This is a genomic window from Pseudomonas frederiksbergensis (assembly GCF_001952935.1).
GTDB lineage: Bacteria > Pseudomonadota > Gammaproteobacteria > Pseudomonadales > Pseudomonadaceae > Aquipseudomonas > Aquipseudomonas frederiksbergensis.
The window spans coordinates 3322646-3345425 of sequence record NZ_CP018319.1 but is presented as its reverse complement, the minus strand read 5'-3'; the positions used below and the strand labels follow the sequence as shown (position 1 = coordinate 3345425).

The 22780-nt window shown below is 58.1% G+C and carries 23 protein-coding genes; 10 read left to right on the top strand and 13 right to left on the bottom strand.

The features are described from left to right. Nucleotides 1-83 precede the first annotated feature (83 nt). Nucleotides 84-1622 (bottom strand): murein biosynthesis integral membrane protein MurJ, encoded by a 1539-nt coding sequence (gene murJ / locus PFAS1_RS15500; protein ID WP_076029693.1) that lies wholly within the window; start codon nucleotides 1620-1622, stop codon nucleotides 84-86. Between the two features lie 252 nt (nucleotides 1623-1874). Here murJ and rpsT point away from each other — a divergent pair, with 252 nt between their 5' ends. Further along, nucleotides 1875-2153, top strand: coding sequence for a 30S ribosomal protein S20 (gene rpsT, locus PFAS1_RS15490; RefSeq protein WP_008154937.1), 279 nt, complete (start codon nucleotides 1875-1877; stop codon nucleotides 2151-2153). Nucleotides 2154-2338: 185 nt separating this feature from the next. Here the strand turns inward: rpsT and PFAS1_RS15485 are convergent, their stop codons facing one another. The 5 genes from PFAS1_RS15485 to rplU all read right to left on the bottom strand — a co-directional run bounded on the left by PFAS1_RS15485 (nucleotide 2339) and on the right by rplU (nucleotide 6114). Then, nucleotides 2339-2803, bottom strand: coding sequence for a CreA family protein (locus PFAS1_RS15485; protein ID WP_076029692.1), 465 nt, complete (start codon nucleotides 2801-2803; stop codon nucleotides 2339-2341). A 12-nt stretch (nucleotides 2804-2815) separates the two neighbouring features. Continuing rightward, on the bottom strand, nucleotides 2816-3934 hold the full coding sequence (gene proB / locus PFAS1_RS15480; protein ID WP_076029691.1) for a glutamate 5-kinase: 1119 nt from the start codon (nucleotides 3932-3934) through the stop codon (nucleotides 2816-2818). A gap of 137 nt (nucleotides 3935-4071) precedes the next feature. Further along, nucleotides 4072-5295, bottom strand: a complete 1224-nt coding sequence (gene cgtA / locus PFAS1_RS15475; RefSeq protein ID WP_076029690.1) for an Obg family GTPase CgtA — start codon at nucleotides 5293-5295, stop codon at nucleotides 4072-4074. Nucleotides 5296-5489: 194 nt separating this feature from the next. After that, nucleotides 5490-5765: a 50S ribosomal protein L27 gene (gene rpmA, locus PFAS1_RS15470; protein ID WP_017340859.1), complete on the bottom strand. Its 276-nt coding sequence runs from the start codon at nucleotides 5763-5765 to the stop codon at nucleotides 5490-5492. 34 nt (nucleotides 5766-5799) lie between these two features. Continuing rightward, entirely contained in the window at nucleotides 5800-6114 is a 315-nt protein-coding gene (gene rplU, locus PFAS1_RS15465; protein WP_003176051.1) for a 50S ribosomal protein L21, read from the bottom strand. Nucleotides 6115-6354: 240 nt separating this feature from the next. Here rplU and PFAS1_RS15460 point away from each other — a divergent pair, with 240 nt between their 5' ends. From PFAS1_RS15460 to PFAS1_RS15450, 3 genes are all read left to right on the top strand, one after another. Beyond that, nucleotides 6355-7323 carry a polyprenyl synthetase family protein gene (locus PFAS1_RS15460; RefSeq protein ID WP_033054288.1) on the top strand — a complete coding sequence of 323 codons (969 nt, stop codon included), beginning with the start codon at nucleotides 6355-6357 and terminating at the stop codon, nucleotides 7321-7323. 195 nt (nucleotides 7324-7518) lie between these two features. Further along, nucleotides 7519-7860, top strand: coding sequence for a zinc ribbon domain-containing protein YjdM (locus PFAS1_RS15455; protein WP_008154270.1), 342 nt, complete (start codon nucleotides 7519-7521; stop codon nucleotides 7858-7860). A 206-nt stretch (nucleotides 7861-8066) separates the two neighbouring features. Further along, a complete protein-coding gene (locus PFAS1_RS15450; protein ID WP_018925879.1) occupies nucleotides 8067-8324 on the top strand; it encodes a PA4570 family protein in 258 nt (85 codons plus the stop codon). 134 nt (nucleotides 8325-8458) lie between these two features. Here the strand turns inward: PFAS1_RS15450 and PFAS1_RS15445 are convergent, their stop codons facing one another. The 3 genes from PFAS1_RS15445 to PFAS1_RS15435 form a co-directional block, all read right to left on the bottom strand. Continuing rightward, nucleotides 8459-9076: an FKBP-type peptidyl-prolyl cis-trans isomerase gene (locus PFAS1_RS15445; RefSeq protein ID WP_046048787.1), complete on the bottom strand. Its 618-nt coding sequence runs from the start codon at nucleotides 9074-9076 to the stop codon at nucleotides 8459-8461. Nucleotides 9077-9197: 121 nt separating this feature from the next. Continuing rightward, on the bottom strand, nucleotides 9198-9497 hold the full coding sequence (locus PFAS1_RS15440) for a DUF6482 family protein (protein WP_074871044.1): 300 nt from the start codon (nucleotides 9495-9497) through the stop codon (nucleotides 9198-9200). A gap of 132 nt (nucleotides 9498-9629) precedes the next feature. After that, entirely contained in the window at nucleotides 9630-10118 is a 489-nt protein-coding gene (locus PFAS1_RS15435) for a TIGR00645 family protein (protein ID WP_033054284.1), read from the bottom strand. A 171-nt stretch (nucleotides 10119-10289) separates the two neighbouring features. Here PFAS1_RS15435 and PFAS1_RS15430 point away from each other — a divergent pair, with 171 nt between their 5' ends. Beyond that, entirely contained in the window at nucleotides 10290-12119 is a 1830-nt protein-coding gene (locus PFAS1_RS15430; RefSeq protein ID WP_076029689.1) for a hypothetical protein, read from the top strand. A 5-nt stretch (nucleotides 12120-12124) separates the two neighbouring features. Here the strand turns inward: PFAS1_RS15430 and PFAS1_RS15425 are convergent, their stop codons facing one another. Further along, nucleotides 12125-12466: a PA4575 family protein gene (locus PFAS1_RS15425; RefSeq protein ID WP_074871047.1), complete on the bottom strand. Its 342-nt coding sequence runs from the start codon at nucleotides 12464-12466 to the stop codon at nucleotides 12125-12127. A gap of 291 nt (nucleotides 12467-12757) precedes the next feature. Next, complete coding sequence (locus tag PFAS1_RS15420; protein ID WP_074871050.1) at nucleotides 12758-15196, bottom strand: Lon protease family protein; 2439 nt, start codon at nucleotides 15194-15196, stop codon at nucleotides 12758-12760. A gap of 276 nt (nucleotides 15197-15472) precedes the next feature. Between PFAS1_RS15420 and PFAS1_RS15415 the strand changes: the two genes are divergently transcribed. The 5 genes from PFAS1_RS15415 (at nucleotide 15473) to PFAS1_RS15395 (ending at nucleotide 19260) form a co-directional block, all read left to right on the top strand. After that, nucleotides 15473-15961, top strand: coding sequence for a DUF3015 domain-containing protein (locus PFAS1_RS15415; RefSeq protein WP_017340868.1), 489 nt, complete (start codon nucleotides 15473-15475; stop codon nucleotides 15959-15961). A gap of 105 nt (nucleotides 15962-16066) precedes the next feature. Next, entirely contained in the window at nucleotides 16067-17920 is a 1854-nt protein-coding gene (locus tag PFAS1_RS15410; RefSeq protein ID WP_076029688.1) for an Lnb N-terminal periplasmic domain-containing protein, read from the top strand. A gap of 34 nt (nucleotides 17921-17954) precedes the next feature. Continuing rightward, entirely contained in the window at nucleotides 17955-18260 is a 306-nt protein-coding gene (locus PFAS1_RS15405) for a chorismate mutase (protein ID WP_076029687.1), read from the top strand. Between the two features lie 78 nt (nucleotides 18261-18338). After that, on the top strand, nucleotides 18339-18695 hold the full coding sequence (locus PFAS1_RS15400) for a hypothetical protein (RefSeq protein WP_074871055.1): 357 nt from the start codon (nucleotides 18339-18341) through the stop codon (nucleotides 18693-18695). A gap of 70 nt (nucleotides 18696-18765) precedes the next feature. Beyond that, nucleotides 18766-19260: a GreA/GreB family elongation factor gene (locus PFAS1_RS15395; RefSeq protein WP_076029686.1), complete on the top strand. Its 495-nt coding sequence runs from the start codon at nucleotides 18766-18768 to the stop codon at nucleotides 19258-19260. Here PFAS1_RS15395 and gdhA read toward each other — a convergent pair. Together gdhA and ettA are read right to left on the bottom strand one after the other, a co-directional pair. Next, on the bottom strand, nucleotides 19257-20594 hold the full coding sequence (gene gdhA / locus PFAS1_RS15390; RefSeq protein ID WP_076029685.1) for an NADP-specific glutamate dehydrogenase: 1338 nt from the start codon (nucleotides 20592-20594) through the stop codon (nucleotides 19257-19259). The two genes, PFAS1_RS15395 and gdhA, sit on opposite strands and share 4 nt — an antisense overlap. A gap of 370 nt (nucleotides 20595-20964) precedes the next feature. After that, nucleotides 20965-22629, bottom strand: a complete 1665-nt coding sequence (gene ettA / locus PFAS1_RS15380; RefSeq protein WP_074871060.1) for an energy-dependent translational throttle protein EttA — start codon at nucleotides 22627-22629, stop codon at nucleotides 20965-20967. Between the last annotated feature and the right edge of the window lie 151 nt (nucleotides 22630-22780).

The following is a 22780-nucleotide window of genomic DNA, read 5'->3' as shown; positions in this document are numbered from 1 at the left end:
GGCCGACGACAGGCAACACCGTAACCCAAAGTGATCGAGCCGACAAAACCGTCGATTCGCCCGTGTTTATCGAGGTCATGACCTCAGCTCAGCGCTTTGCGATTGAAGTCGCGCAAACGGAAGCCCATCAACAGCAACATGCCGAAATAAGCCACCACACCGGCAACGACCAATGCGCCCAGACGCAGGAACCTCTCCAGCATATGCCCCTGATCCCAGGCTGGCATGAAATGCATTCCGACCAGTAACACAGCCGACATCACCAACACCGCTATCAACAGTTTGAAGCCAAATTTCGCCCAACCCGGTTGCGGTTCATACATCTGCTGTTTGCGCAGCTGATAGAACAGCAGCCCGGCGTTAATGCACGCGCCGATGCTGATGGCCAGGGCCAGGCCAGCATGGGCCAGCGGGCCGATCAACACCAGGTTGAACAACTGGGTAACGACCAGGGTAAAAATCGCAATTTTTACCGGCGTACGGATGTTTTGTTGCGCATAAAAGCCCGGTGCCAGCACTTTGATCACGATAATCCCAAGCAAACCGACCGAATAAGCGATCAGCGCCCGCTGGGTCATGGAGGCGTCAAACGCGCTGAACTGGCCGTACTGGAACAAAGAAACCGTCAACGGTTCGGCGAGAATCCCCAGTGCCAGTGAGCACGGCAACACCAACATGAAGCACAGGCGCAGCCCCCAATCGAGGATCCGCGAATATTCCTGGCGATCCTTGCTGGCGTAGGTCTTGGCCAGGGTCGGCAGGAGAATCGTGCCCAGCGCCACGCCCAGCACACCGGACGGTAATTCCATCAAACGGTCGGCGTAGTACATCCAGGACACGGAACCGGCGACCAGGAATGAGGCGAAAATAGTATTGATGATCAGCGAAATCTGGCTCACGGACACACCGAGAATCGCCGGCAGCATTTGTTTCATGACCCGCCAGACGCCGCTGTCACGCAGGTTCAGGCGCGGCAACACCAGCAGGCCGAGCTTTTTCAGGTGCGGCAGCTGATAGAGCAATTGCGCCAGACCACCCACCAGTACTGCCCAGCCCAGTGCCATCACCGGCGGATCGAAGTACGGGGTCAGGAACAGCGAAAAGACGATCATGCTGACGTTGAGCAGTGTCGGTACAAAGGCCGGCACCGAGAAACGGTTGTAGGTATTGAGGATCGCGCCAGCCAATGAAGACAGGGAGATCAGCAATATATAAGGAAAAGTCACGCGCAACAGGCTGGCCGTCAGCTCGAATTTTTCCGGCGTATCGGCGAAACCCGGCGCGGTCGCCCAGATGACCCACGGCGCAGCGAGCATGCCCAAAGCGGTGACCACCGCCAGCACCAGTGTCAGTAGGCCCGAGACGTAGGCAATGAAGGTTCGCGTCGCCTCCTCGCCCTTCTGGCTTTTATATTCGGCAAGAATCGGCACGAATGCTTGGGAAAAAGCCCCCTCGGCGAAGATCCGCCGTAGCAGATTGGGCAATTTGAAGGCGATAAAGAAGGCGTCAGTCGCCATCCCGGCGCCAAATATGCGCGCAATGAGAGTGTCACGAATGAACCCCAGAATCCGGGAAAGCATCGTGATAGAGCTGACGGCGGCTAACGATTTGAGCAGATTCATTGAAAGAGTTTGTGCCTGTCGATAAACAGCAGGCGAACAAAGCGCCTACTTATGCGATACTCCGCGCCGCAGCAGCACAGAGCCAAAGCTCGCGAGTTTACAGGTCAAGCGCCGGAAATAAATATCCCGCCTCTTTATACCTACCACTTAGCGGAACGTCTCAACCGCCCTTGACAAGACATCAACTCATCGGCATGATTCGCGGCCTATTTTGTTTGCTATTTCCTAAAAAGTCTTTCGAGGAGCTCGACGGTGGCCAACACACCTTCCGCCAAAAAACGTGCAAAACAGGCTGAGAAGCGTCGCAGCCACAACGCCAGCCTGCGTTCCATGGTTCGTACCTACATCAAGAATGTAGTTAAAGCCATCGACGCAAAAGACGCTGAAAAAGCTCAAGCTGCTTACGTTCTGGCCGTGCCAGTTATCGACCGTATGGCCGATAAAGGCATCATCCACAAGAACAAGGCTGCTCGTCATAAGAGCCGCCTGAACGGTCACGTCAAGGCTCTGAACCTTGCTGTTGCCGCATAAGCGATAAGCTTGTTAAAAAACCGACCTCAGGGTCGGTTTTTTATTGCCTGCGATTTGGCAAAAGCACCGCAAAAAAATGTGGGAGTGAGCCTGCTCGCGAAAGCGGCGTGTCAGACGACATTAATGCCGACTGACACCCCCTCTTCGCGAGCAGGCTCACTCCCACAATTTGGATCTTCGCTAGCTTATTGAGCGCTCGCCCACGGCAGGATTGGGATGGCGGTGACCGCATTCTGCGGACTGCCCTCGATCACGCGATCGCTATAGACCAGGTACACCAGCGTATTGCGCTTCTTGTCGAGGAAACGCACCACCTGCATGGTCTTGAACACCAGCGACGTGCGCTCCTTGAACACCTCGTCACCATCCTTCAACTCTCCTTTGAAGCTGATCGGTCCGACCTGACGACAAGCGATAGACGCTTCCGCGCGATCTTCAGCCAGCCCCAAACCACCCTTCACGCCACCCGTCTTGGCCCGCGACAGGTAGCAAGTCACACCCTCGACCTTTGGATCATCAAACGCTTCGACGACGATGCGGTCGTTCGGACCGACAAACTTGAACACCGTCGACACCTGACCAATCTCCTCGGCCGAGGCCAGCAACGGCATCGCCAACAGCAGACCCAACAATCCTTTTGCCACGCGCATTCAGGTACTCCTTCAGACGAGGATCAGGTTATCGCGGTGAACCAGTTCCGGCTCCGCCATGTAACCCAACAGACCGACAATCGCCTCAGACGACTGACCGATGATTTTTTGTGCTTCCAGCGCGCTGTAGTTGGCCAGGCCTCGAGCGATTTCACGACCATCCGGCGCCACGCAAACCACCATCTCGCCACGACGGAAGCTGCCCTGGACCAATTTGACCCCCACAGGCAGCAAACTTTTGTTGCCCTGGGACAGCGCCGTCACCGCACCAGCATCCAGCACGAGCGTGCCGCGGGTTTGCAGATGCCCGGCCAGCCATTGCTTGCGCGCTGCCAGCATGCCGCGCTCGGGCGACAGCAAGGTGCCGATGCGCTCGCCAGCCTTGAGACGATCCAGCACGCGCTCAATACGCCCACCAACGATGATGGTGTGCGCACCGGAGCGAGCCGCCAGCCGCGCAGCACGCAATTTGGTCTGCATGCCACCACGACCCAGCGCACCACCCGTACCGCCCGCCACCGCATCCAGCGCCGGATCATCGGCGCGCGCTTCGTAAATCAGATTGGCGTCAGGGTTATTGCGCGGATCAGCGTCGAACATCCCGTCGCGATCAGTAAGGATCACCAGCAAGTCAGCCTCGACCAGGTTGGCTACCAACGCCGCCAGGGTGTCGTTGTCGCCGAAACGTATTTCATCAGTGACCACGGTGTCGTTCTCATTGATCACCGGAATAACTTTCAGCTCGACCAGCGCACGCAAGGTGCTGCGGGCATTCAGGTAGCGCTTGCGGTCGGACAAGTCGTCGTGAGTGAGGAGAATCTGCGCGGTATGCCGGCCATGCACGGCAAAGCTCGATTCCCAGGCCTGCACCAACCCCATCTGACCGATGGCGGCGGCGGCCTGCAGCTCGTGCATCGCACTGGGTCGCACGGTCCAGCCCAAGCGGCTCATGCCGGCCGCCACCGCCCCGGAGGACACCAGCACCAGCTCGACGCCAGCCTCATGCAAAGCCACCATCTGCTCGACCCAAACACTCATTGCCGCGCGATCCAGCCCCTTGCCATCCGCTGTCAGCAAAGCGCTGCCGATCTTCACGACCCAACGCCGCGCACCTGTCACCTTGCTCCGCATCATCTTCAACCTTAGCTTGAGGACAGCGCGACCTGGCACTGCCCGTAACGTTATTCGTGGTTATTCGTGACCAACTATCGATTTCCAGATACTAAAACGCCGCTCCAGTGAGCGGCGTTTAAGTTTATCGCAACGAATCAGTCACGCACGTAAATGATTTCCGGACCGTCTTCGTCATCCACATCTTCTTCGTCCCAATCATCGTCGCCGATGTCGTGGACCGACTTCACGCCGCTACGGCGCAGGGCACGCTGGTCATCCAGGGCCTGCAACTGAGCACGGGCTTCGTCTTCGATGCGCTGATCGAGTTCGGCCAACTCTTCTTTGTACGCAGGGTCGGCAGCCAGGCGATCGGCACGATCTTCCAGATAACGCATGATGTCGTGGCACAGACGCTCGGTACCCAGCTTGGAGATCGCCGAGATCACATAGACAGGACCGGTCCACTCCAGGCGATCTACGATTTCCTTGACGCGTTCGTCGTGCTCTTCCTCAAGAATCTGGTCGCACTTGTTCAGCACCAACCAACGATCGCGCTCAGCCAGGGACGGGCTGAACTTGGTCAGTTCGCTGACGATCACTTCAGCAGCATCCGGAGCGCTGGTGTCATCCAGCGGCGCCATGTCCACGAGGTGCAGCAACAGACGGGTACGCGACAAGTGCTTGAGGAAGCGAATCCCCAGGCCTGCGCCGTCGGAAGCACCTTCGATCAGGCCCGGAATGTCCGCGACCACGAAGCTTTTCCAGCGATCGACACTGACCACACCCAGGTTCGGCACCAGCGTGGTGAACGGGTAGTCGGCGACTTTCGGCTTGGCGGCCGATACAGCGCGGATCAGGGTACTTTTACCGGCGTTCGGCAAGCCCAGCAGGCCGACGTCAGCCAATACCTTCATTTCCAGCTTCAGGTCACGCGCCTCACCCGGTTTACCCGGAGTGGTCTGGCGCGGAGCACGGTTGGTACTGGATTTGAATCGGGTGTTACCCAGACCGTGCCAGCCGCCATGAGCCACCAGCAGTTTCTGGCCAGCTTTGGTCAGGTCGCCGATCACTTCCTGGGTGGCAGAGTCGATGACGGTAGTGCCGACCGGAACACGCAGGACCAGCTCTTCGCCTTTCTTGCCGGTGCAGTCAGTGCTGCCGCCGTTGGAACCACGCTCGGCATCAAAGTGCCGGGTGTAACGGTAGTCCACCAGGGTGTTGAGGTTTTCGTCGGCGATCATGTAGACCGAGCCGCCATCACCACCATCACCGCCGTTCGGGCCGCCGTTTTCAATGAATTTTTCGCGACGGAAGCTCATGCAACCGTTGCCGCCGTCACCGGCCTTTACTCGAATCGATACTTCATCAACAAACTTCATAACAAAACGCCTCTCGTCATACGGACGAGCCGAAAAACACTAAGACATAAGACTCTTGCAAAAATGAGCGCAGCGACCTCAATCAACGACCGCAAATCCAGCGCTGGAGCCCATCACAAACAGCTTTGCAAGAGACTCACCCCACAAACGAAAAAGCCCCGTCGCGAGACAGGGCTTTTCCAGCAACTACGCAATTATGCCGCGACGACTTCAGTCTTCGGGACAATGCTTACGTAACGACGACCGAAGGCGCCCTTTACTTCGAACTTGATCACGCCGTCGATTTTAGCGAACAGAGTGTGATCTTTACCCATGCCAACACCGTAACCGGCGTGGAATTGGGTGCCGCGCTGACGCACGATGATGTTGCCCGGAATGATAACCTGGCCGCCATACATCTTCACGCCAAGGCGTTTGGCTTCTGAGTCGCGACCGTTACGGGTACTACCACCAGCTTTTTTGTGTGCCATGAGTCAATTCTCCTAGTGAGGAATTAGGCTGAAATTAAGCCTGAATACCGGTGATTTTGATCTCGGTGTACCACTGGCGGTGGCCCATACGCTTCATGTGGTGCTTACGACGACGGAACTTGATGATGCGGACTTTATCGTGACGACCTTGGGAGATCACTTCAGCCACAACGGTAGCGCCAGCAACAACTGGAGCGCCGATGTTCACGTCATCGCCATTGGCGACCAACAGAACGCGATCAAAAGTTACGGATTCGCCGGTAGCGATTTCCAGTTTTTCGATCTTCAGGTATTCACCTGGGGCGACCTTGTATTGCTTGCCACCAGTAACAATTACTGCGTACGACATGGTATTTCTCCGATAATCCTGCTCACCCAGCTCTTTATAAGAAGAGGTATTGGCTGGCATGGCTGCATTGGGCTGGAAGGCCTGTTTGCAATTGCGTAAGGCAGGTGCTGCCCAGGAAGTTCAGGGTGCGCGATTGTACGCAAGCTGCCGAGTCGATGCAAGAGGCCGTCCATCGTGCCTTGACACCCGCCGACGTGGGTCCTAGCATGCCGCGCAACCCTTCTGGAGCAACTGTCGCTGATGCAACCCCAAGCTTTCTACCGCGCGGTGGCGGACGATTTTAGCGCCGTCGACGGCATCATCAAGAAGCAGCTGACTTCCCGAGTGCCGCTGGTATCGAAAATCGGCGATTACATTACCTCGGCTGGCGGTAAACGCCTGCGTCCTCTATTAGTGTTGCTGTGTGGCAAGGCACTGGGGCGCGAAGGCGATGACCTGCGCCTGCTGGCCGCGACCATCGAGTTCCTGCACACCGCCACCCTGCTGCATGACGACGTAGTCGACATGTCCGGCATGCGCCGTGGCCGCTCGACCGCCAACGCCATGTGGGGCAACGCCCCGAGCGTGCTGGTGGGCGACTTCCTGTATTCGCGGTCCTTCGAAATGATGGTCGAACTGGGCTCCATGCCGGTGATGAAAATCCTTTCGCAAGCCACGCGCATCATCGCCGAAGGCGAAGTGTTGCAGCTGTCGAAGGTTCGTGACGCCAGCACCACCGAAGAAACCTACATGGAAGTCATCCGCGGCAAGACCGCGATGCTCTTCGAGGCCTCGACACACAGTGCTGCCGCGCTTTGCGAAGCGACATCGGAACAATCAGAAGCCCTGCGTACCTTTGGCGATCACCTGGGCGTGGCGTTCCAGTTGGTCGACGACCTGCTGGATTACAAAGGCGACGCCGAAACCCTGGGCAAGAACGTCGGTGACGATCTGGCTGAAGGCAAACCGACCCTGCCGCTGATCTACACCATGCGCGAAGGCACGCCGGAGCAGGCTGCACTGGTGCGCAAGGCGATTCAGAAAGGCGGTATCGAAGACCTGGAAAGCATCCGCGAAGCCGTGGAAGCGTCTGGTTCGCTGGATTACACCGCGCAACTGGCTCGTGACTACGTGGCCCGCGCGATCAAATGCCTCGATGCACTGCCTGCCAGCGAGTACCGCGATGCTCTGGTCGAGCTGAGTGAGTTTGCGGTCGCCCGCACGCACTGATTCATCCCCTGTGGGAGCGACCTGTGGCGAGGGGGCTTGCCCCCGTTCGGCTGCGAAGCAGTCGTAAACCCATTGCATGCGGTTTATCTTTGAAATACAGGGCCGCTCCCACAGGTTATTTAGCGCCACGCCCTCTTCTGCCTAAAACCCTATATAATGTGCGACTTTTAGCGATCCTCAATCCAAGGAGCTTTAGTGAGCACGTTGCCACCCTGCCCAAAATGCAATTCCGAATACACCTACGAAGACGGCGCCCAGTTGATCTGCCCTGAGTGCGCCCACGAGTGGTCCGCCAGCGGCGAAGCCGAAGCAGTGTCCGATGACACCGTGAAAAAGGATTCGGTCGGCAACGTCCTGCAGGACGGCGACACCATCACCGTGATCAAGGACCTAAAGGTCAAAGGCACATCGCTGGTGGTCAAGGTCGGTACCAAGGTCAAGAACATCCGCCTGTGCGATGGTGATCACGACATCGACTGCAAGATCGACGGCATCGGCCCGATGAAGCTCAAATCCGAGTTCGTCAGAAAAGTCTGAGCCTGCTGTATTCCATCCCGCGTCCTGCGTGGGATGGTGCTTCACCCTCTCCCGCGTCGCCCAATAATCCCTCGCAATAGCCAAACGCCAGCCGTTTTGACCTTACGCAACCTTTACCCTTAAAAAAACACAAACCGCCAATAGGTCCTTGCTATTTGATGAATAAGAATTATTCTCATTGAAACCCATCAATGGAGATGAGACCCATGACTTATTTGATCGACGCCTGGCTGGACCGCCCACACCCTTACCTCAGGATCCTGCATCGGGAAACCGGGGAAGTCTGTGCGGTGCTTGAAGAAGAAGCCTTGAACGAGCTGCAGGATCAGGGTGATCTGGACGTCAACGGCTTGAGTTCCAGCGAGCCGGTGGTGCTCAAGGAACTGGTGCGCAATCTGTTTCTGTTCTGCTATGCCCGGGCATTGCGCCCGTCTCATGATCTCAATACAAAGTTCGAGGTATGAAGATCACTGCAAAAACTGTGGGAGCGAGCCTGCTCGCGAAGGCTGACTAGCATTCAACATTTCAGTCGATTGTTATGCCGCTATCGCGAGCAGGCTCGCTCCCACATTAGCCCGACGTAGCATCGGGCCAGGGATTACAGAACGTCGAGCAGTTCGACGTCGAACACCAGCACGCTGTGCGGCGGAATGCTGCCAACGCCTTGAGCGCCGTAAGCCAGTTCGCTCGGCACGTACAGGCGCCATTTGCTGCCGGCGTTCATCAGTTGCAGGGCTTCGGTCCAGCCAGCGATCACGCCGCCAACCGGGAATTCTGCAGGCTGACCACGATCGTAGGAGCTGTCGAACACAGTGCCGTCGATCAGGGTGCCGTGGTAATGAGTGCGTACTTGATCTTCACGGGTTGGCTTGGCGCCTTCACCTTGAGTCAGCACTTCGAATTGCAGGCCGGAAGCCAGGGTGGTGATGCCATCACGCTTGGCGTTTTCAGCCAGGAATGCCAGGCCTTCGCCAGCAGCCGCTTCAGCTTTAGCAGCTGCTTCAGCTTGCATGATTTCGCGAATGACCTTGAAGCTGGCGGACATTTCTTCCTGGCCCACACGGCTTTCCTTGCCGGCGAAAGCGTCGGTCAGCCCTGCCAGGATCGCGTCCAGGCTAACGCCCGGTGGCGGGTTGTCGCGCAGTTGGTCGCCCAACTGACGGCCAATACCGTAGCTGACGCGGGTTTCGTCGGTGGACAGATTTACTTCGGACATGACACTGCTCCGCTGTGCGGACGGCCCTGGAACTCGCCGTGCGTACACAGCGCGCCCCGGAGCGCCCGGAACCAAAAGGGCCAGCAGACTAGCACAGATGCCATTGAGTTGATGAGAGCTGTCAGTGCTGCCACGCGATGGGTACCTTCAGGCTCTCTTCGGAACTGGCACCGAGCCCACACATCTCGTCATGAACCGAAATGTGTACAAGGTTGAACGGCAAGCTGGGAAAGGCATGAAGCACTTCACGCGCATGCTCGACCGAACGCAAATGAAACATCTGGCCGCGGGCATCACTCAATGGGTACGCCGCGCCATGCATCCGCGCTTCCAACAGGTAGATCCCGCCTTCCATCGAGATCAGGTTGAGTTCATCAATCTTCCCGGCGATGGCATAGGCATTCAACTCTTGCAGGTTCATGAACACACCTCACACAGTGGCGAGCCAAGATCATTACAGGCATAGGCCTCGGCGCATCAAAGTACAAGCCATAAACGACACCGCCCGTCTGTTTCGCAACAGTCGGGCGGTTGGGTATAGCGATAAAAGCGATCAGTGCTTGGTCAGCTTATCCAGATAGCCCATGGCAAACGCCGAAATCACGAAGGTCATGTGGATGATCACGTACCACTTCAAATGCTCGGGATCGACGTTCTTGGCGTCCATGAAAATCCGCAGCAGATGGATGGACGAAATGGCCACGATAGAAGCAGCCACCTTCATCTTCAACGAAGAGGAATCCATGGTGCCCAGCCAGTTGAGCTTTTCCTTGTCGTCGTCGATGTCCAGTTGGGAAACGAAGTTCTCGTAGCCGGAAATCATCACCATCACCAGCAAACCGCCTACCAGCGCCATGTCGATCAGCGAGAGCAGCACCAGAATCAGATCCGACTCGGCCATCGAGAACACGTTAGGGATGACGTGGAAGACTTCCTGGAAGAATTTCAGCGCCAGGGCCAGCAGCCCAAGGGACAGACCGAAGTAGATTGGCGCCAGCAGCCAGCGACTGGCGTACATTGCGTTTTCGATAAAGCGTTCCATTGACTCTCACACGTGGGGTTGAAAATGGCTGCGAGTATACCAGCCGCCCGTCCATACCCAGAAGCAGACAGAAACCGTTGGGAAATCCGCAACCTGCGCGTGTGTGACAAGGTTTTTCTGCTAGTGTCCAAAGCAATGACAGCTCAGCGACATCGGACAGGAAGACGGGAAATGGATGTGCGATTGCCTTTAACGAGCGCCGGAATTTGCCTGGCTTTGCTGATGAGTGCCTGCTCACCCAGCGAGGAGAAGCGCCAGGTTAGCCTCGAGGAAAGGACGGCGCAGTTCGAGAAGTCTCTGGAGGCGATTCAGGACCCAAAGCTCAAGGATGCCGTGGCTGAACTTGGCGGCTCACTGTTGTTGCTTGAGCGTGCGCAACTCAAGCTCGACAGCAAACCGGTGGAAACAGAATATGGCGAAGACGCCCTCGCGATCCTCAAGCACTATCCGACGCCCCAGGCTTTGGTCGACACGTATATCAACGGTCTGTTCGTGCTGCACAAGGATTCCAGTTCCGACTACCTGACCGACCTGCAACCGGTATTCCCCTTCAACTTCAACATTCCGGCCGCGTATCTCTTTCCCCATAGTCTTGAATGGCAATCGGTTACTTTGAGCAACAAACGCGTCATTCCGTATCAACCGGAATGGTCAGAAACCGATCCTGGAATTCAACTGAGCCCATCGAGCTCAAACCTGACCAACCCTGAAGACCTGACGGTGACCTACCCCTTCATCGATGGCCTGGGTGTCGAAAACACGAAACAGCCACAACCGGTGAGCCTGCAAGGCAAGGTGGAAGTCATCGCGCCGGGTCGGCTCTACAGCTTCGACCTGACGAAAAAGGACGTTGGCCAGACTCGCACCAACGACAACATCAGCGTCACCCTGCTCAACCTTGCAAACAACTATGCCGAAATCGAATTCAACAACAGCGCGCCACTGGCCCCGGAGGTCAGCCAAATACCGTTGAACCCGCTGATCGTCCAGGCCAGGGACAGCACCGGGCAATTTCTCTCGCGCTCAGGCTCGATCAACGAAACCTCCGCACAAATAGCCTTCTATCAAAAACAACTGGCGAAAATGCAACAGCAGAAAGCCTGGAGCGAGAGCTTCGAAAAACAGCTCGAGGAAGAACAGCGCGCCTTTGAGAAGCAACAGAGCCGACAGTATTCCAAGGTCTACTTCAACGGGCCGATCGAAACGCTTGAGGTCAGCGTACTGGACTTTTCATCGGCCACGGTGACTCGCAAGGACTTGAATCTGCCGGTACTTCGCTTCGACCCACACACCACGCAAAAGACCTTCCAGCCCCTGACGCTGCCGGTGGTGGTGTACGACGACCAAGCCCCGAGCTGGCTCAAGGGCGCCACACTTGGCGAGGAGCAACTGAAAAAAAGCGTCCGAATCAGTCAGTCGGTCGAAGACCCCAGCGCCGCGCGTATCGACTTCGATCATCCCAAAAGCTTCAATGATGAGCTGCTCGGCACCTCCTTCAACCCTGGCGAAAGCCCGGTCAGCTTCTTTACCGAGGACAGTAACGGCAAGCGCGATGAGCCGATCGAATTGCCGCCTGAGGCTTATCAGGTCGATCCCCTGCGCGGCACTATCACCTACGACTTGAACCTGTTTCCGGAAACGCCGGCTTACGCAGTGGGCTCCATGCCGTTGTTTCTCGCCAGCATCGAAAAGAAAACCATCGACGCCCACCAGTTGCCCAAAGGGCTGACGCTCAAAGGCAATGCGTTGGTGGTTGATCTGAAGCAGTTTCCCGCCCAGGACTGGCGTTTCTTCGCCAAGGACGACAGCGGCAATTATCTGAAGGAGATTCTGGCGGTCAGCCACGATGCGAGCGCGGAAGGCCCGGCATTATTGGGGGTGCATTATTTCTACGGGCAACCAACCCGCCTGGAAACCTATCAACGAACCGACCTCTCCACCGTGCAATATGGCTTTGAGGTCAAACTCGACAAGGCAGACACGTCCCACCTTGTTCAATAGCCTGTTCAATGCTCGGGCCGAAACTCGAAGCCTCCAGAGTTGCGGCAGCGGCCACCATTGATTTCCCGCAACTGAGCTTGCAGGTGCAGGCACCAGATTTGCGGATCATCGGCCAGCTCATAGCCGTGCAGAGTGAGACTTTCAACGATGGTGTCGAGAATCGACTCAGCCACAAAGGGGCCATGAAACGGGCCTTGGGCTTTAATGGCAGAAGGTTGTTCGCCGGCCATTCCGGCGGCGAAGAGTAAGGTCCACATGCCCGTATCCCCCGCCAATGGGCGGATGGCGCACTCGATACGGGTCACAAGGCCCAGGCATTGACGGGTAAGGCAGAGGTTGCGCGACATGGCGGCGACCCTCGGTAGATCCGGTATTCAACCCCCACGGGAGGGCTGTCTCGATCCAGTGATTACTGTCGATATCCTTGACCTGAGAATAGAGGAAAAGTCTGACTAGCACGTCAAGCGGGACCAGAAGGCGCCGAATGGTCATTGTGTGAATATTGACGTCAGAGTGATGGCACTGATCGTTCCCACGCTCTGCGTGGGAATGCAGCCCGGGACGCTCCGCGTCCCTGAAAGTGTGACGCGGAGCGTCACAGGAGGCGTTCCCACGCAGAGCGTGGGAACGATCACCGTTTAGGCCGGCTTGGCCTCGACCAGGGCTTCCTGCGCAGCTTCTTTCTCGGCTTCCTTGAGGTCTTCTTCGCTGATCATTTCTGCGATGACCCGCAAGCGTTCCACCACCCGCGCGTTAACGCTGCCTTCAGGGAACTGGCCATCGGCGTCCGGCGCACCGGCCGGTTCGCCGACCAACAGGCTCAGGGCTTCATCAGCCTGGCGCACGGCGTAAACGTGGAACTGCCCCGCGCGCACCGCCGTCAGCACTTTCTCGTCGAGCATCAGCGTGGCAACGTTGGCGTGGGGAATGATTGCTCCCTGCTCGCCGGTCAACCCGCGGGCTTCGCAGAGCCGGAAGAAGCCTTCGATCTTCTCGTTGACCCCGCCCACCGCCTGCACTTCACCGAACTGGTTGATCGAACCGGTGATCGCAAAACACTGTTTGAGCGGAGTTTTCGACAGCGCCGAAATCAGCGTGCAAGCCTCGCCCAACGATGCACTATCGCCATCGACGTAACCGTAGGATTGCTCCAGGGCGATACTCGCGGAAATCGCCAGCGGGAACTCCTGGGCGTATCGGCTGCCCAGATACCCGGTGAGGATCATCACGCCCTTGGAGTGAATCGGCTGGCCAAGATTGACCTCGCGCTCGATGTCGACGATGCCGCTACCGCCCGGATACACCGTGGCGGAAATCCGCGCCGGCACACCGAACGCCGAGTCACCGACCTCCAGCACTGTCAGCCCGTTGCATTTGCCCACCGCTGCGCCGTCCGTGTCGATCAGGATGATCCCGGCCAGCATGTCATCGAGAATCCGCGCCGAGACGCGCCCGGTTCGCGTGGCCTTGGCCTTGAGCGCACGTTCGATGTGCCCGGCGTCGGTCATTTCGTCACTGGCCAGTTGGCGAATGAAATCCGCCTCGCTGACCAGTTGGAACAGATCACCGATTCGCGCCGACAAACGCCCCTGGTGCTCAGCCAGGCGAGCACTGTAAGTCGCCAGGCGCGCCACCGCATCAGCGGTCAGCGGCGCCATGCCTTCCTCGGAGGTGCGGGTCTTGAGCAACTGGGCGAACTGCTCCAGGCTCTCATCGACCATCGGAATGTCTTCGTCGAAGTCCACCAGGACGCGGAACATCTCCTGGAAGTCCGGATCGAGGTCCTGCAGCGTGTAGTAAAGCTGTCGGGCACCAATGATCACGACTTTGACCTGCAACGGAATATGTTGCGGATTAAGGGTCACGGTCGCGAAACGGCCCATCTCGCCCAGCGGCGATTCCATTTTCAGTTTGCGCGATTGCAGCGCGCGTTTGAGCGCGTCCCACACGAACGGCTCGCTGAGCATTTTTTCCGCTTCAAGAATCAGGAAGCCGCCGTTGGCGCGGTGCAGTGCACCCGGACGCAACTGTCGATACGTGGTGTAGAGCGCGCCCTGATCGGTGGTGTACTCGATGCGGCCGAACAGGTTTTCGTAAGTCGGGTGCGGCTCAAAGACCACTGGCGCACCGCCGCTGAACGGATGACCAACCACCAGGCTCGGCGCGTATTGCTCTTCCAGCAACTTGCGGGCGATGGCGTCGGTCTTGCTGTCGTCCACCAATTGCTCGACCACAGTCTTGAGCAGGTACACCTGCATCGCTTGCAAGTAACCGCAGACCGCCGCGTTTTCCGCATACTTCTCCGACAATGGAGAAAGCAATGGCTGCAAGGCCAGGGTGATGGTTTCTTCGTTGAGCTGGCGCAGTTGATTGCTCGACTCACGCTTCCACTGCGGCAGGCTGGCGAGTTCTTCGTTCAGCCGCTCTTCCAGCCATGCAATGTCGTCGTGAAAACGCTCGCGATCGGCTTCCGGCAACTGGGCAAATTCGGCTTCGTCCACAGCTTTGCCTTCGCTCATCGGCGTGAAGGCGATATTGGTGCTGTCGCGGTACAGCGCAACGTCCTTCTCCAGCGCCAGGCGCTCGATAACGTCCAGCGCTTTGTCGTAACGCTGGTTGAAGGCGCGGTCGATGGCGCTTTTCTTTTGCTGGTAGGACGGGTGTTCGAACACGGCTGGAAAAGTCGCCAGCAGGTTGTCGATCAAGCCGTTGATGTCATCGATAAAGGCGCCAGCAGTGCCCGACGGCAACTCCAATGCTCGAGGTTCGCGAGGATCATCGAAATTATTGACGTAGACCCAGTCGGCCGGGGTCTGCAGGCGTTTGCCTTCGGCTCTCAAGTAGCGTTTGACGAACGAAAACCGGCCGGTGCCGGGCTCGCCCATGACGAATACGTTGTAACCGGGGCGTGGCATCGCCACACCGAACTGCAAGGCTTCGACCGCACGTTCCTGGCCAAGCACACCGCGGAAGGGCTCCAGATCATTGGTGGTAGAGAAGCTGAACTGTTCAGCGGAAAACGGACGGGTCAGCGCTTCAGGCGCTAGACGCAAGCTGGCAGCAACAGGATCAGACATCGGGCTTCCTTACATCAGGCGGGGCAGATAGCGGCATTCTGGCGCTGCCCATACCTCACTTGCAAGGCGCGCCTCTGGCCAAAGCATAGACAAAGCGGTATTGACGCGCGGGCGGGGTCTAAATCAACGTTTTCAACGAATGTTATGCAAAAAATAACGGAACCTCAGGAACGTGCCTAAACTCCAAACTGCGCGGCTGGAACGATAACCGGCCCACTGGCGCCAGATTGGGCCAGACCCCTTGTCCATTGGTATGCACATAAAGAGAACAAAGCTATGAAACGGATTCTTCTCGGTACTCTCTTCACCGCTGTATCCCTCAATGCCATGGCTCAGGCGCCAGGCGGCCCGGATTGCGGTTGGGGCAACATGCTGTTCGAAGGTCAGCGTGGCACCCCGGCTCACTTCCTGGCATCCACCACCAACGGCACTTCCGGCAACGCAACGTTCGGTATGACCTCGGGTACCAACGGTTGCTCGACCAATGCGTCGCTGACCTATGGCGGCAAATCCTGGATTGCCATGAATGGCATGATGAACGAGCTGTCCGAAGACATGGCTAAAGGTCAGGGCGAAGCGCTGACCACTTACGCTGTGGTACTGGGCGTGGCGCCGGAAGACCGTGCGCATTTCGCCGCCGTCACTCATGAGCACTTCCAGCAGATCTTCAGCAAGGCTGACGTGACCGCTGACGACGTGCATACCAACACCCTGGCCGTTCTGAAGAGCGATCCGCGTCTGGCCAAGTACGCCACTCAAGCTTAAGCTCGACCCGCCCGCTCCTTTCGGGGAGCGGGCTTTATTTTTTGAACCTGGCCCTTTTGGCCTGCCCCTTCGGGTCTTTGTTTCTTCCGACTTAAGTTGCCCACTATGCTCAAACGCCTTGCCTGGCTGGCGCTCTGTGTCTGCGCCCCGCTGTCTGCCACGCCCAAAATCGACCATCAACGTTTGCAGCAACTGGCCAATGATCCCTTCTGGATTTCCCTGGGTCACTACGAAACCGCCAAACTCGGCGGCTGGCGCAGCTATGTCAGCGACAGTAAATTCTTCCTCGCCGCCGACGGCAATCAACATCCTGACCGCGAGCTGGCGGCCACTGTGCAAGCGCTGTACGCCCCGGCCAGTGCGGGCGAAAAACATGCGCAATGCGTCTACCCGGCCCGTACCCGCTGGCTCAAGGCACAGCTCAACCTGACCGATCTGCCGACGCCTCCCTGCACCGAATTCAAGCAATGGTTCAAGGATGTCTCGCCCCACAGTGCGGTGATGATTTTCCCGGCGGCGTATCTGAACAGTCCGTCATCGATGTTCGGCCACACGTTGCTGCGCATCGACCAGGCCAATGTGCAGAGCGATCAAACCGCCCTGCTCAGTTATGCCATCAACTTCGGCGCGTACATCGAAGGCTCGGACAACAGCATCCTGTATGCCTGGAAAGGCTTGATGGGCGGCTATCCCGGTCTGTTTGCCCTGGTGCCTTATCAGGAAAAACTCTCGGAATACCGCAGCCTGGAGAATCGCGATCTGTGGGAATACCGCCTCAATCTGACCCAGGCAGAAACCGAGCGCATGGTCGAGCACGTCTGGGAGCTCAAGCAGATCCAGTTCGACTATTTTTTCTTCGATGAAAACTGCTCGTATCGCCTGCTCGAACTGCTACAAGTGGCCCGCCCGAGCCTGCGATTGACCGAACTGTTCCCGCTGACCGCGATTCCTACCGACACCGTGAAAGCGGTGAAAGAAGCCGGGCTGGTGGAATCCATTCAGTATCGACCGTCTCGCGAACGTGAACTGCTGAGCCGCGCCGAACCGTTGACCCATGAAGAACAGGAGTGGGTGCTGAAAGTCAGCGCCGACCAGAAGCAGTTGCAAGAACCGGCGTTCAAGGCTCAACCCAAGGATCGCCAGGCATTGATCATCGACGCCGCCTATCGCCTGGAGCGCTACCGCGCCAACGGTCAGGAACGCGACTCACAACGGGCGCAGCGCAGTTTCGAATTGCTGCGGGCGATCAACCAGAACCCGGCACCGGAACTGGACATCCCGCAACCTGGCCTGCCTGAAAATGGCCATGAATCGCGCACCTGGCAGGCCGGTATCGGCACTCGAGGCGACAAGGCGTTTGGCGAGTACGGCTTGCGCATGGCGTATCACGACCTTAACGACAACGCCGAAAGTTTCCCCCTTGGCGCGCAGATCGAAATCCTGCAAATGAAACTGCGCCAGTACGAGGGCAATCACTGGCAGTTGCAGCAATTTGACCTGGCGACCATCCGCTCCCTGACCCCGCGCAATGAATTGCTGCAGCCGCTCTCGTGGCAAGTCACTGGCGGCCTGGAGCGCGTGCCGGGCAAGCATGACGACGAAACCCTGGTCAGCCACGTCAATGGCGGTGGCGGCGGGACCTGGCAACTGGGCGACGACATGCTCGGCTTTGCTTTGGGCACCGTGCGCATTGAACACAACAACGACTTTGCCGGCTTCATCGCCCCTGCGGCGGGTTTCAACAGCGGCGTGCTATGGAAAAACCCGCTGGGCAACTTCAGCCTGGAAGCCAAGGGGGACTTTTTCACCAACGGCGAAGTGCGCCGTAGCGTGAGTCTGAATCAGCAGTGGGAATTGTCGCGCAACCTGGGTTTACGCCTGAGTGCCCAGCGCGAATTCAGCCACCTGGCTTCGCCCGAGAATGAAGTGATGCTTGAGGTGAAGTGGTATCACTATTAATCCGTCCCCCGTAGAAAAATGGAGCTCGAACAACATGGTCGTTACCTGCAACTCCCTCGAAGACGTTCGCCAAAATATTGATCGACTGGACCGTCAGATGGTCACCCTGCTGGCCGAGCGCGGCGCTTACGTGGCGCAGGCGGCTCGTTTCAAGAAGGACACCGACGCGGTGAAAGCCCCGGCGCGGGTCGAGCAGGTCATCGCCAAAGTTCGCGCACTGGCTGAGGGCGCAGGCGCCAGCCCAGCGGTAGCGGAGCAGGTTTACCGCGCCATGATCGCTGCGTTCATCGAACAGGAATTGTCTGAACACGCGCGCCTGGCCAAAACGCCAACAGATTAATCACAGGCCTTTCACAAACGCCTCACGAATCCACTCCTAGACTTCTCATATAGGCCGTTGACGGTCTGGGAGTCTGAGATGTGGCGTTGCGTGGGTGTGGTGGGTTTGCTGATGTTGATCGCGGGTTGCCAGACGACCCACGAAGATTTGATCGCCAAGGGTTATCCACCGGCATTCGCCGATGGCTTCGATGACGGTTGCAGCAGTGGCCGGCAAGCGGCGGGGGCAATCACCGGAGAGTTTCGTAAAAACGTTCCGCGTTACCTCAAGGACAAGCAGTACGCCGAGGGCTGGAGCGATGGCTTCCGTCAGTGTCAGGCGATGCGCGAAAGCGAGGACCGCGAGGATTATCGCAGCCACCATTGGGACGACCGAGACAAAGCCTGGCAGCAACAGAAGGACCAGGACGCCGCTCGTGCTTTTCGCTCGCAATAAGTCGCTGACAGATATCTGTCGAAACTAAAAGCCTGCGACCATGGCCCAAACCCTATAACGGGAGAAAACCATGAGTCGTGCCTTCGTCAATGAAGATAACGCCGCCGCGCAAGCCGATCAGCCCGTCGAACGACAGGTCAGTGCGCAGCCCAATTACGTCACGCCCACCGGGCTGGCCCAGTTGCAGGTGAAAGTCGCCCAATTGCAACACCTGCACAGCGAGCAATCGGCCAAAGGTGAGCACGCCGACAAGCAGCGCCTGGCGGACCTTGAACGGGATTTGCGGTATTTCAAGCAGCGCCTGCAAAGCGCTCAGGTCGTGACCACCGCCAACTCAACGCAAAAAGTGCAGATCGGCAGCCGCGTGACCTTCGCTAACCAACACGACACCGAGCAAACCGTGCAACTGGTCGGTGAAGATCAGGCCGACGCGTCGGCGGGCCTGATCAACTGGGGTTCACCGCTGGGCCGGGCGCTGCTCGGGGCGCAACTCGGTGACGAGGTATTGTGGCAACGTCCGGCGGGCGATCAGTTGATCGAGATCATCCGTATCGAGCCGGCTTAAACCACGCCTTGGGCGAGCATCGCGTCGGCGACTTTGACGAAGCCGGCGATGTTCGCGCCTTTGACGTAGTTGATCCGGCCATTCTCTTCGCCGTAATGCACGCAAGCGTGGTGGATCGACTGCATGATCGCGTGGAGTTTGCTGTCCACTTCACCCCCGGTCCACAGCAGGCGCATGGCGTTCTGCGACATCTCCAGCCCGCTCACCGCAACACCACCGGCATTGGAAGCCTTGCCCGGCGCGAACAGAATTCCCGCCTCGATAAACAGGTCTACGGCTTCAAGCGTGGTCGGCATGTTCGCGCCTTCCGCTACGCAGAGGCAGCCGTTGCGCAACAACGTGCGGGCCGCCTCGGCATCCAGTTCGTTTTGTGTCGCGCAGGGCAGCGCGATGTCGCAACTCAGCGCCCATGGGTGCTGGCCGGCCTTGAACTCCAGGCCAAAACGGCCGGCCAGTTCACTGATGCGCCCGCGCTGGACGTTTTTCAGCTCCAGCACCGCCAGCCACTGCTCTTCGGTCAAACCGCTTTCGCAGTACAGCGTGCCTTCGGAGTCGGACAACGAAATCACTTTGCCGCCCAGGTCCATGACCTTGCGCGCCGCGTATTGCGCCACGTTGCCGGAACCCGAAATGGCCACACGTTTACCTTCGACGGTTTCACCGCTGCGCTTGAGCATTTCTTCAGCGAAGTACACACAGCCGAAACCTGTGGCTTCCGGGCGAATCAGGCTGCCGCCATAGCTCGGGCCTTTGCCGGTCAACACGCTGGTGAACTGGTTGCTCAGGCGCTTGTATTGGCCGAACAGGAAACCGATCTCGCGGGCACCGACGCCGATATCACCGGCCGGAACGTCAACGTCTGCGCCGATGTGACGGTACAACTCGCTCATGAAGGCCTGGCAAAACCGCATGACTTCAGCATCGCTTTTGCCTTTGGGATCGAAATCCGAACCACCCTTGCCACCGCCCATCGGCAGCGAAGTCAGCGAGTTTTTGAAGGTCTGTTCGAAGGCCAGGAACTTCAACACGCCAAGGTTTACCGAAGGATGGAAACGCAACCCGCCCTTGTACGGACCAATCGCGCTGTTCATCTGGATGCGGAATCCGCGATTGACCTGCACTTTGCCTTGATCGTCGACCCAGGAAACCCTGAAAACGATCGCCCGCTCCGGCTCGCACATCCGCTCCAGGATGCCCGACGTCAGATAGCGTGGATTGGCTTCCAGAAATGGCCACAGGCTACGCAGGACCTCTTCCACGGCCTGGTGGAATTCAGGCTGGTCAGGGTCGCGTTTTTTCAGGCGGGCAAGGAAGGATTCAACGGATTCGATCATGGAAAAGTCTCGGCAAATTTATTGTCGTTGGAAGAGATTGGGCCGGACTTTAGCAAACGAATCGCGCACAGGAACAGAGCGAGATGTCGCATTTGTGAAATTAAATGGTGCACAGGATATAAATTAATCCTGTTTTGGTCTGTTTTTGCACCTGAACGGGGATGCACAAAGGGAGAATTGCACCGTCCTGGAGATCGTCTTCGCGAGCAAGCCCGCTCCCACATTTGATCTCCGGTGAACACACATCCAGAGTCCACTGAAAATCCAGTGTGGGAGCGGGCTTGCTCGCGAATGTCGCACCTCGGTCTATCTGAAAGACAAAAAAAACGGAGCCCCGAAGGCTCCGCTTTTTCATGCAACCCACCTGAAATCAGGCGAGTTTCTTGTGCCGTACACGGTGCGGCTGGGAAGCCGCTTCGCCGAGGCGTTTCTTGCGATCGGCTTCGTACTCGGTGTAGTTGCCTTCGAAGAACACCGCTTGCGAGTCGTCTTCGTACGCCAGGATGTGAGTCGCGACGCGGTCAAGGAACCACCGATCGTGAGAGATCACAATGGCAGCGCCCGGGAAGTCCAGCAGGGCTTCTTCCAGGGAACGCAGGGTTTCAACGTCGAGGTCGTTGGACGGTTCGTCGAGCAGCAGGACGTTGCCGCCCTCTTTCAGGGTCAGCGCCAGGTGCAAGCGACCACGCTCACCACCGGACAGGTCCTTGACGAACTTCTGCTGATCGCCGCCCTTGAAGTTGAAGCGACCGACGTAGGTGCGCGACGGGATCTCGTAGTTGCCGATGCGGATCTGGTCCGAACCGTCGGAGATTTGCTGGAACACAGTCTTGCTGCCGTCCAGGTCTTCGCGGCTCTGATCGACGCACGCCAGTTGCACGGTTTCGCCGACTTCGATGCTGCCCGAATCCGGCGTTTCCTTGCCCATCAGCATGCGGAACAGGGTCGATTTACCCGCGCCGTTACCGCCGATCACGCCAACGATGGCGCCTTTAGGCATGGAGAACGACAGGTTGTCGATCAGCACGCGATCGCCATAGCCCTTGGTAACGTTCTTGAATTCGATGACCTTGTCGCCCAGGCGTGGACCGGCCGGGATGTAGATCTCGTTGGTTTCGCTGCGCTTCTGGAATTCCTGCGATTGCATTTCTTCGAAGCGTTGCAGACGAGCCTTGGATTTGGACTGGCGGGCCTTGGCGCCTTTGCGCACCCACTCCAGTTCTTCCTTCATGGCTTTTTCGTGGGCCGACTGCTGCTTGGATTCGGCAGCCAGACGATCGGACTTGGCTTCGAGCCAACCCGAATAGTTGCCCTCGTACGGGATACCGGCGCCGCGGTCGAGCTCGAGGATCCAGCCGGCAACGTTGTCCAGGAAGTATCGGTCGTGCGTGATCGCGACCACGGTGCCCGGGAAATCGTGCAGGAAATGCTCCAGCCAGGCGACGGAATCGGCGTCCAGGTGGTTGGTCGGTTCGTCGAGCAGCAGCATGTCGGGAGCGGACAGCAGCAGGCGGCACAGGGCCACACGACGCTTCTCGCCACCGGACAGGAATTCAATCTTGGCATCCCAGGCCGGCAGACGCAGCGCATCGGCGGCGACTTCCAGTTGGCGATCCAGGTTGTGACCGTCGCTGGCCTGCAGGATGGCTTCGAGCTTGGCCTGTTCGGCGGCCAGTTTGTCGAAGTCGGCATCTTCATCGGCGTATGCGGCGTAGACCTCGTCCAGGCGCGCCTGGGCGTTCTTGATCACGCTGACCGCTTCCTCAACCACTTCACGCACGGTCTTGGTCGGGTCCAGGATCGGTTCTTGCGGCAGGTAGCCGATGTTCAGTTCCGGCATCGGACGGGCTTCGCCTTCGAACTCGGTGTCGACGCCTGCCATGATTTTCAACAGCGTGGACTTACCCGAACCGTTAAGGCCGAGTACGCCAATCTTGGCGCCCGGGAAGAACGACAGCGAAATGTTTTTCAGGATTTCCCGCTTCGGCGGAACAACTTTACCCAGCCGATGCATGGTGAATACGTATTGAGCCATGGAGAACCTAGGGTCAGTGAACGATGAATGATTGGGGCGCGGGCGATGCCCGGCCAGGCCGTGCGCGTCGTCCGATTGATAGTCGTCAATGCGTGCGCGCTGAAAAAGCCTGATTCTAGGAGCTGGAACGCTCCCGCGTAACCGGCAAAGC

Bases quoted from the DNA above. Each gene is read 5' to 3' on its own strand.
- murJ (WP_076029693.1), bottom strand. From the start codon at position 1,622: ATGAATCTGCTCAAATCGTTAGCCGCCGTCAGCTCTATCACGATGCTT.
- PFAS1_RS15485 (WP_076029692.1), bottom strand. From the start codon at position 2,803: ATGCGCGTGGCAAAAGGATTGTTGGGTCTGCTGTTGGCGATGCCGTTG.
- proB (WP_076029691.1), bottom strand. From the start codon at position 3,934: ATGCGGAGCAAGGTGACAGGTGCGCGGCGTTGGGTCGTGAAGATCGGC.
- cgtA (WP_076029690.1), bottom strand. From the start codon at position 5,295: ATGAAGTTTGTTGATGAAGTATCGATTCGAGTAAAGGCCGGTGACGGC.
- rpmA (WP_017340859.1), bottom strand. From the start codon at position 5,765: ATGGCACACAAAAAAGCTGGTGGTAGTACCCGTAACGGTCGCGACTCA.
- rplU (WP_003176051.1), bottom strand. From the start codon at position 6,114: ATGTCGTACGCAGTAATTGTTACTGGTGGCAAGCAATACAAGGTCGCC.
- PFAS1_RS15460 (WP_033054288.1), top strand. From the start codon at position 6,355: ATGCAACCCCAAGCTTTCTACCGCGCGGTGGCGGACGATTTTAGCGCC.
- PFAS1_RS15450 (WP_018925879.1), top strand. From the start codon at position 8,067: ATGACTTATTTGATCGACGCCTGGCTGGACCGCCCACACCCTTACCTC.
- PFAS1_RS15445 (WP_046048787.1), bottom strand. From the start codon at position 9,076: ATGTCCGAAGTAAATCTGTCCACCGACGAAACCCGCGTCAGCTACGGT.
- PFAS1_RS15440 (WP_074871044.1), bottom strand. From the start codon at position 9,497: ATGAACCTGCAAGAGTTGAATGCCTATGCCATCGCCGGGAAGATTGAT.
- PFAS1_RS15435 (WP_033054284.1), bottom strand. From the start codon at position 10,118: ATGGAACGCTTTATCGAAAACGCAATGTACGCCAGTCGCTGGCTGCTG.
- PFAS1_RS15430 (WP_076029689.1), top strand. From the start codon at position 10,290: ATGGATGTGCGATTGCCTTTAACGAGCGCCGGAATTTGCCTGGCTTTG.
- PFAS1_RS15425 (WP_074871047.1), bottom strand. From the start codon at position 12,466: ATGTCGCGCAACCTCTGCCTTACCCGTCAATGCCTGGGCCTTGTGACC.
- PFAS1_RS15420 (WP_074871050.1), bottom strand. From the start codon at position 15,196: ATGTCTGATCCTGTTGCTGCCAGCTTGCGTCTAGCGCCTGAAGCGCTG.
- PFAS1_RS15415 (WP_017340868.1), top strand. From the start codon at position 15,473: ATGAAACGGATTCTTCTCGGTACTCTCTTCACCGCTGTATCCCTCAAT.
- PFAS1_RS15410 (WP_076029688.1), top strand. From the start codon at position 16,067: ATGCTCAAACGCCTTGCCTGGCTGGCGCTCTGTGTCTGCGCCCCGCTG.
- PFAS1_RS15405 (WP_076029687.1), top strand. From the start codon at position 17,955: ATGGTCGTTACCTGCAACTCCCTCGAAGACGTTCGCCAAAATATTGAT.
- PFAS1_RS15400 (WP_074871055.1), top strand. From the start codon at position 18,339: ATGTGGCGTTGCGTGGGTGTGGTGGGTTTGCTGATGTTGATCGCGGGT.
- PFAS1_RS15395 (WP_076029686.1), top strand. From the start codon at position 18,766: ATGAGTCGTGCCTTCGTCAATGAAGATAACGCCGCCGCGCAAGCCGAT.
- gdhA (WP_076029685.1), bottom strand. From the start codon at position 20,594: ATGATCGAATCCGTTGAATCCTTCCTTGCCCGCCTGAAAAAACGCGAC.
- ettA (WP_074871060.1), bottom strand. From the start codon at position 22,629: ATGGCTCAATACGTATTCACCATGCATCGGCTGGGTAAAGTTGTTCCG.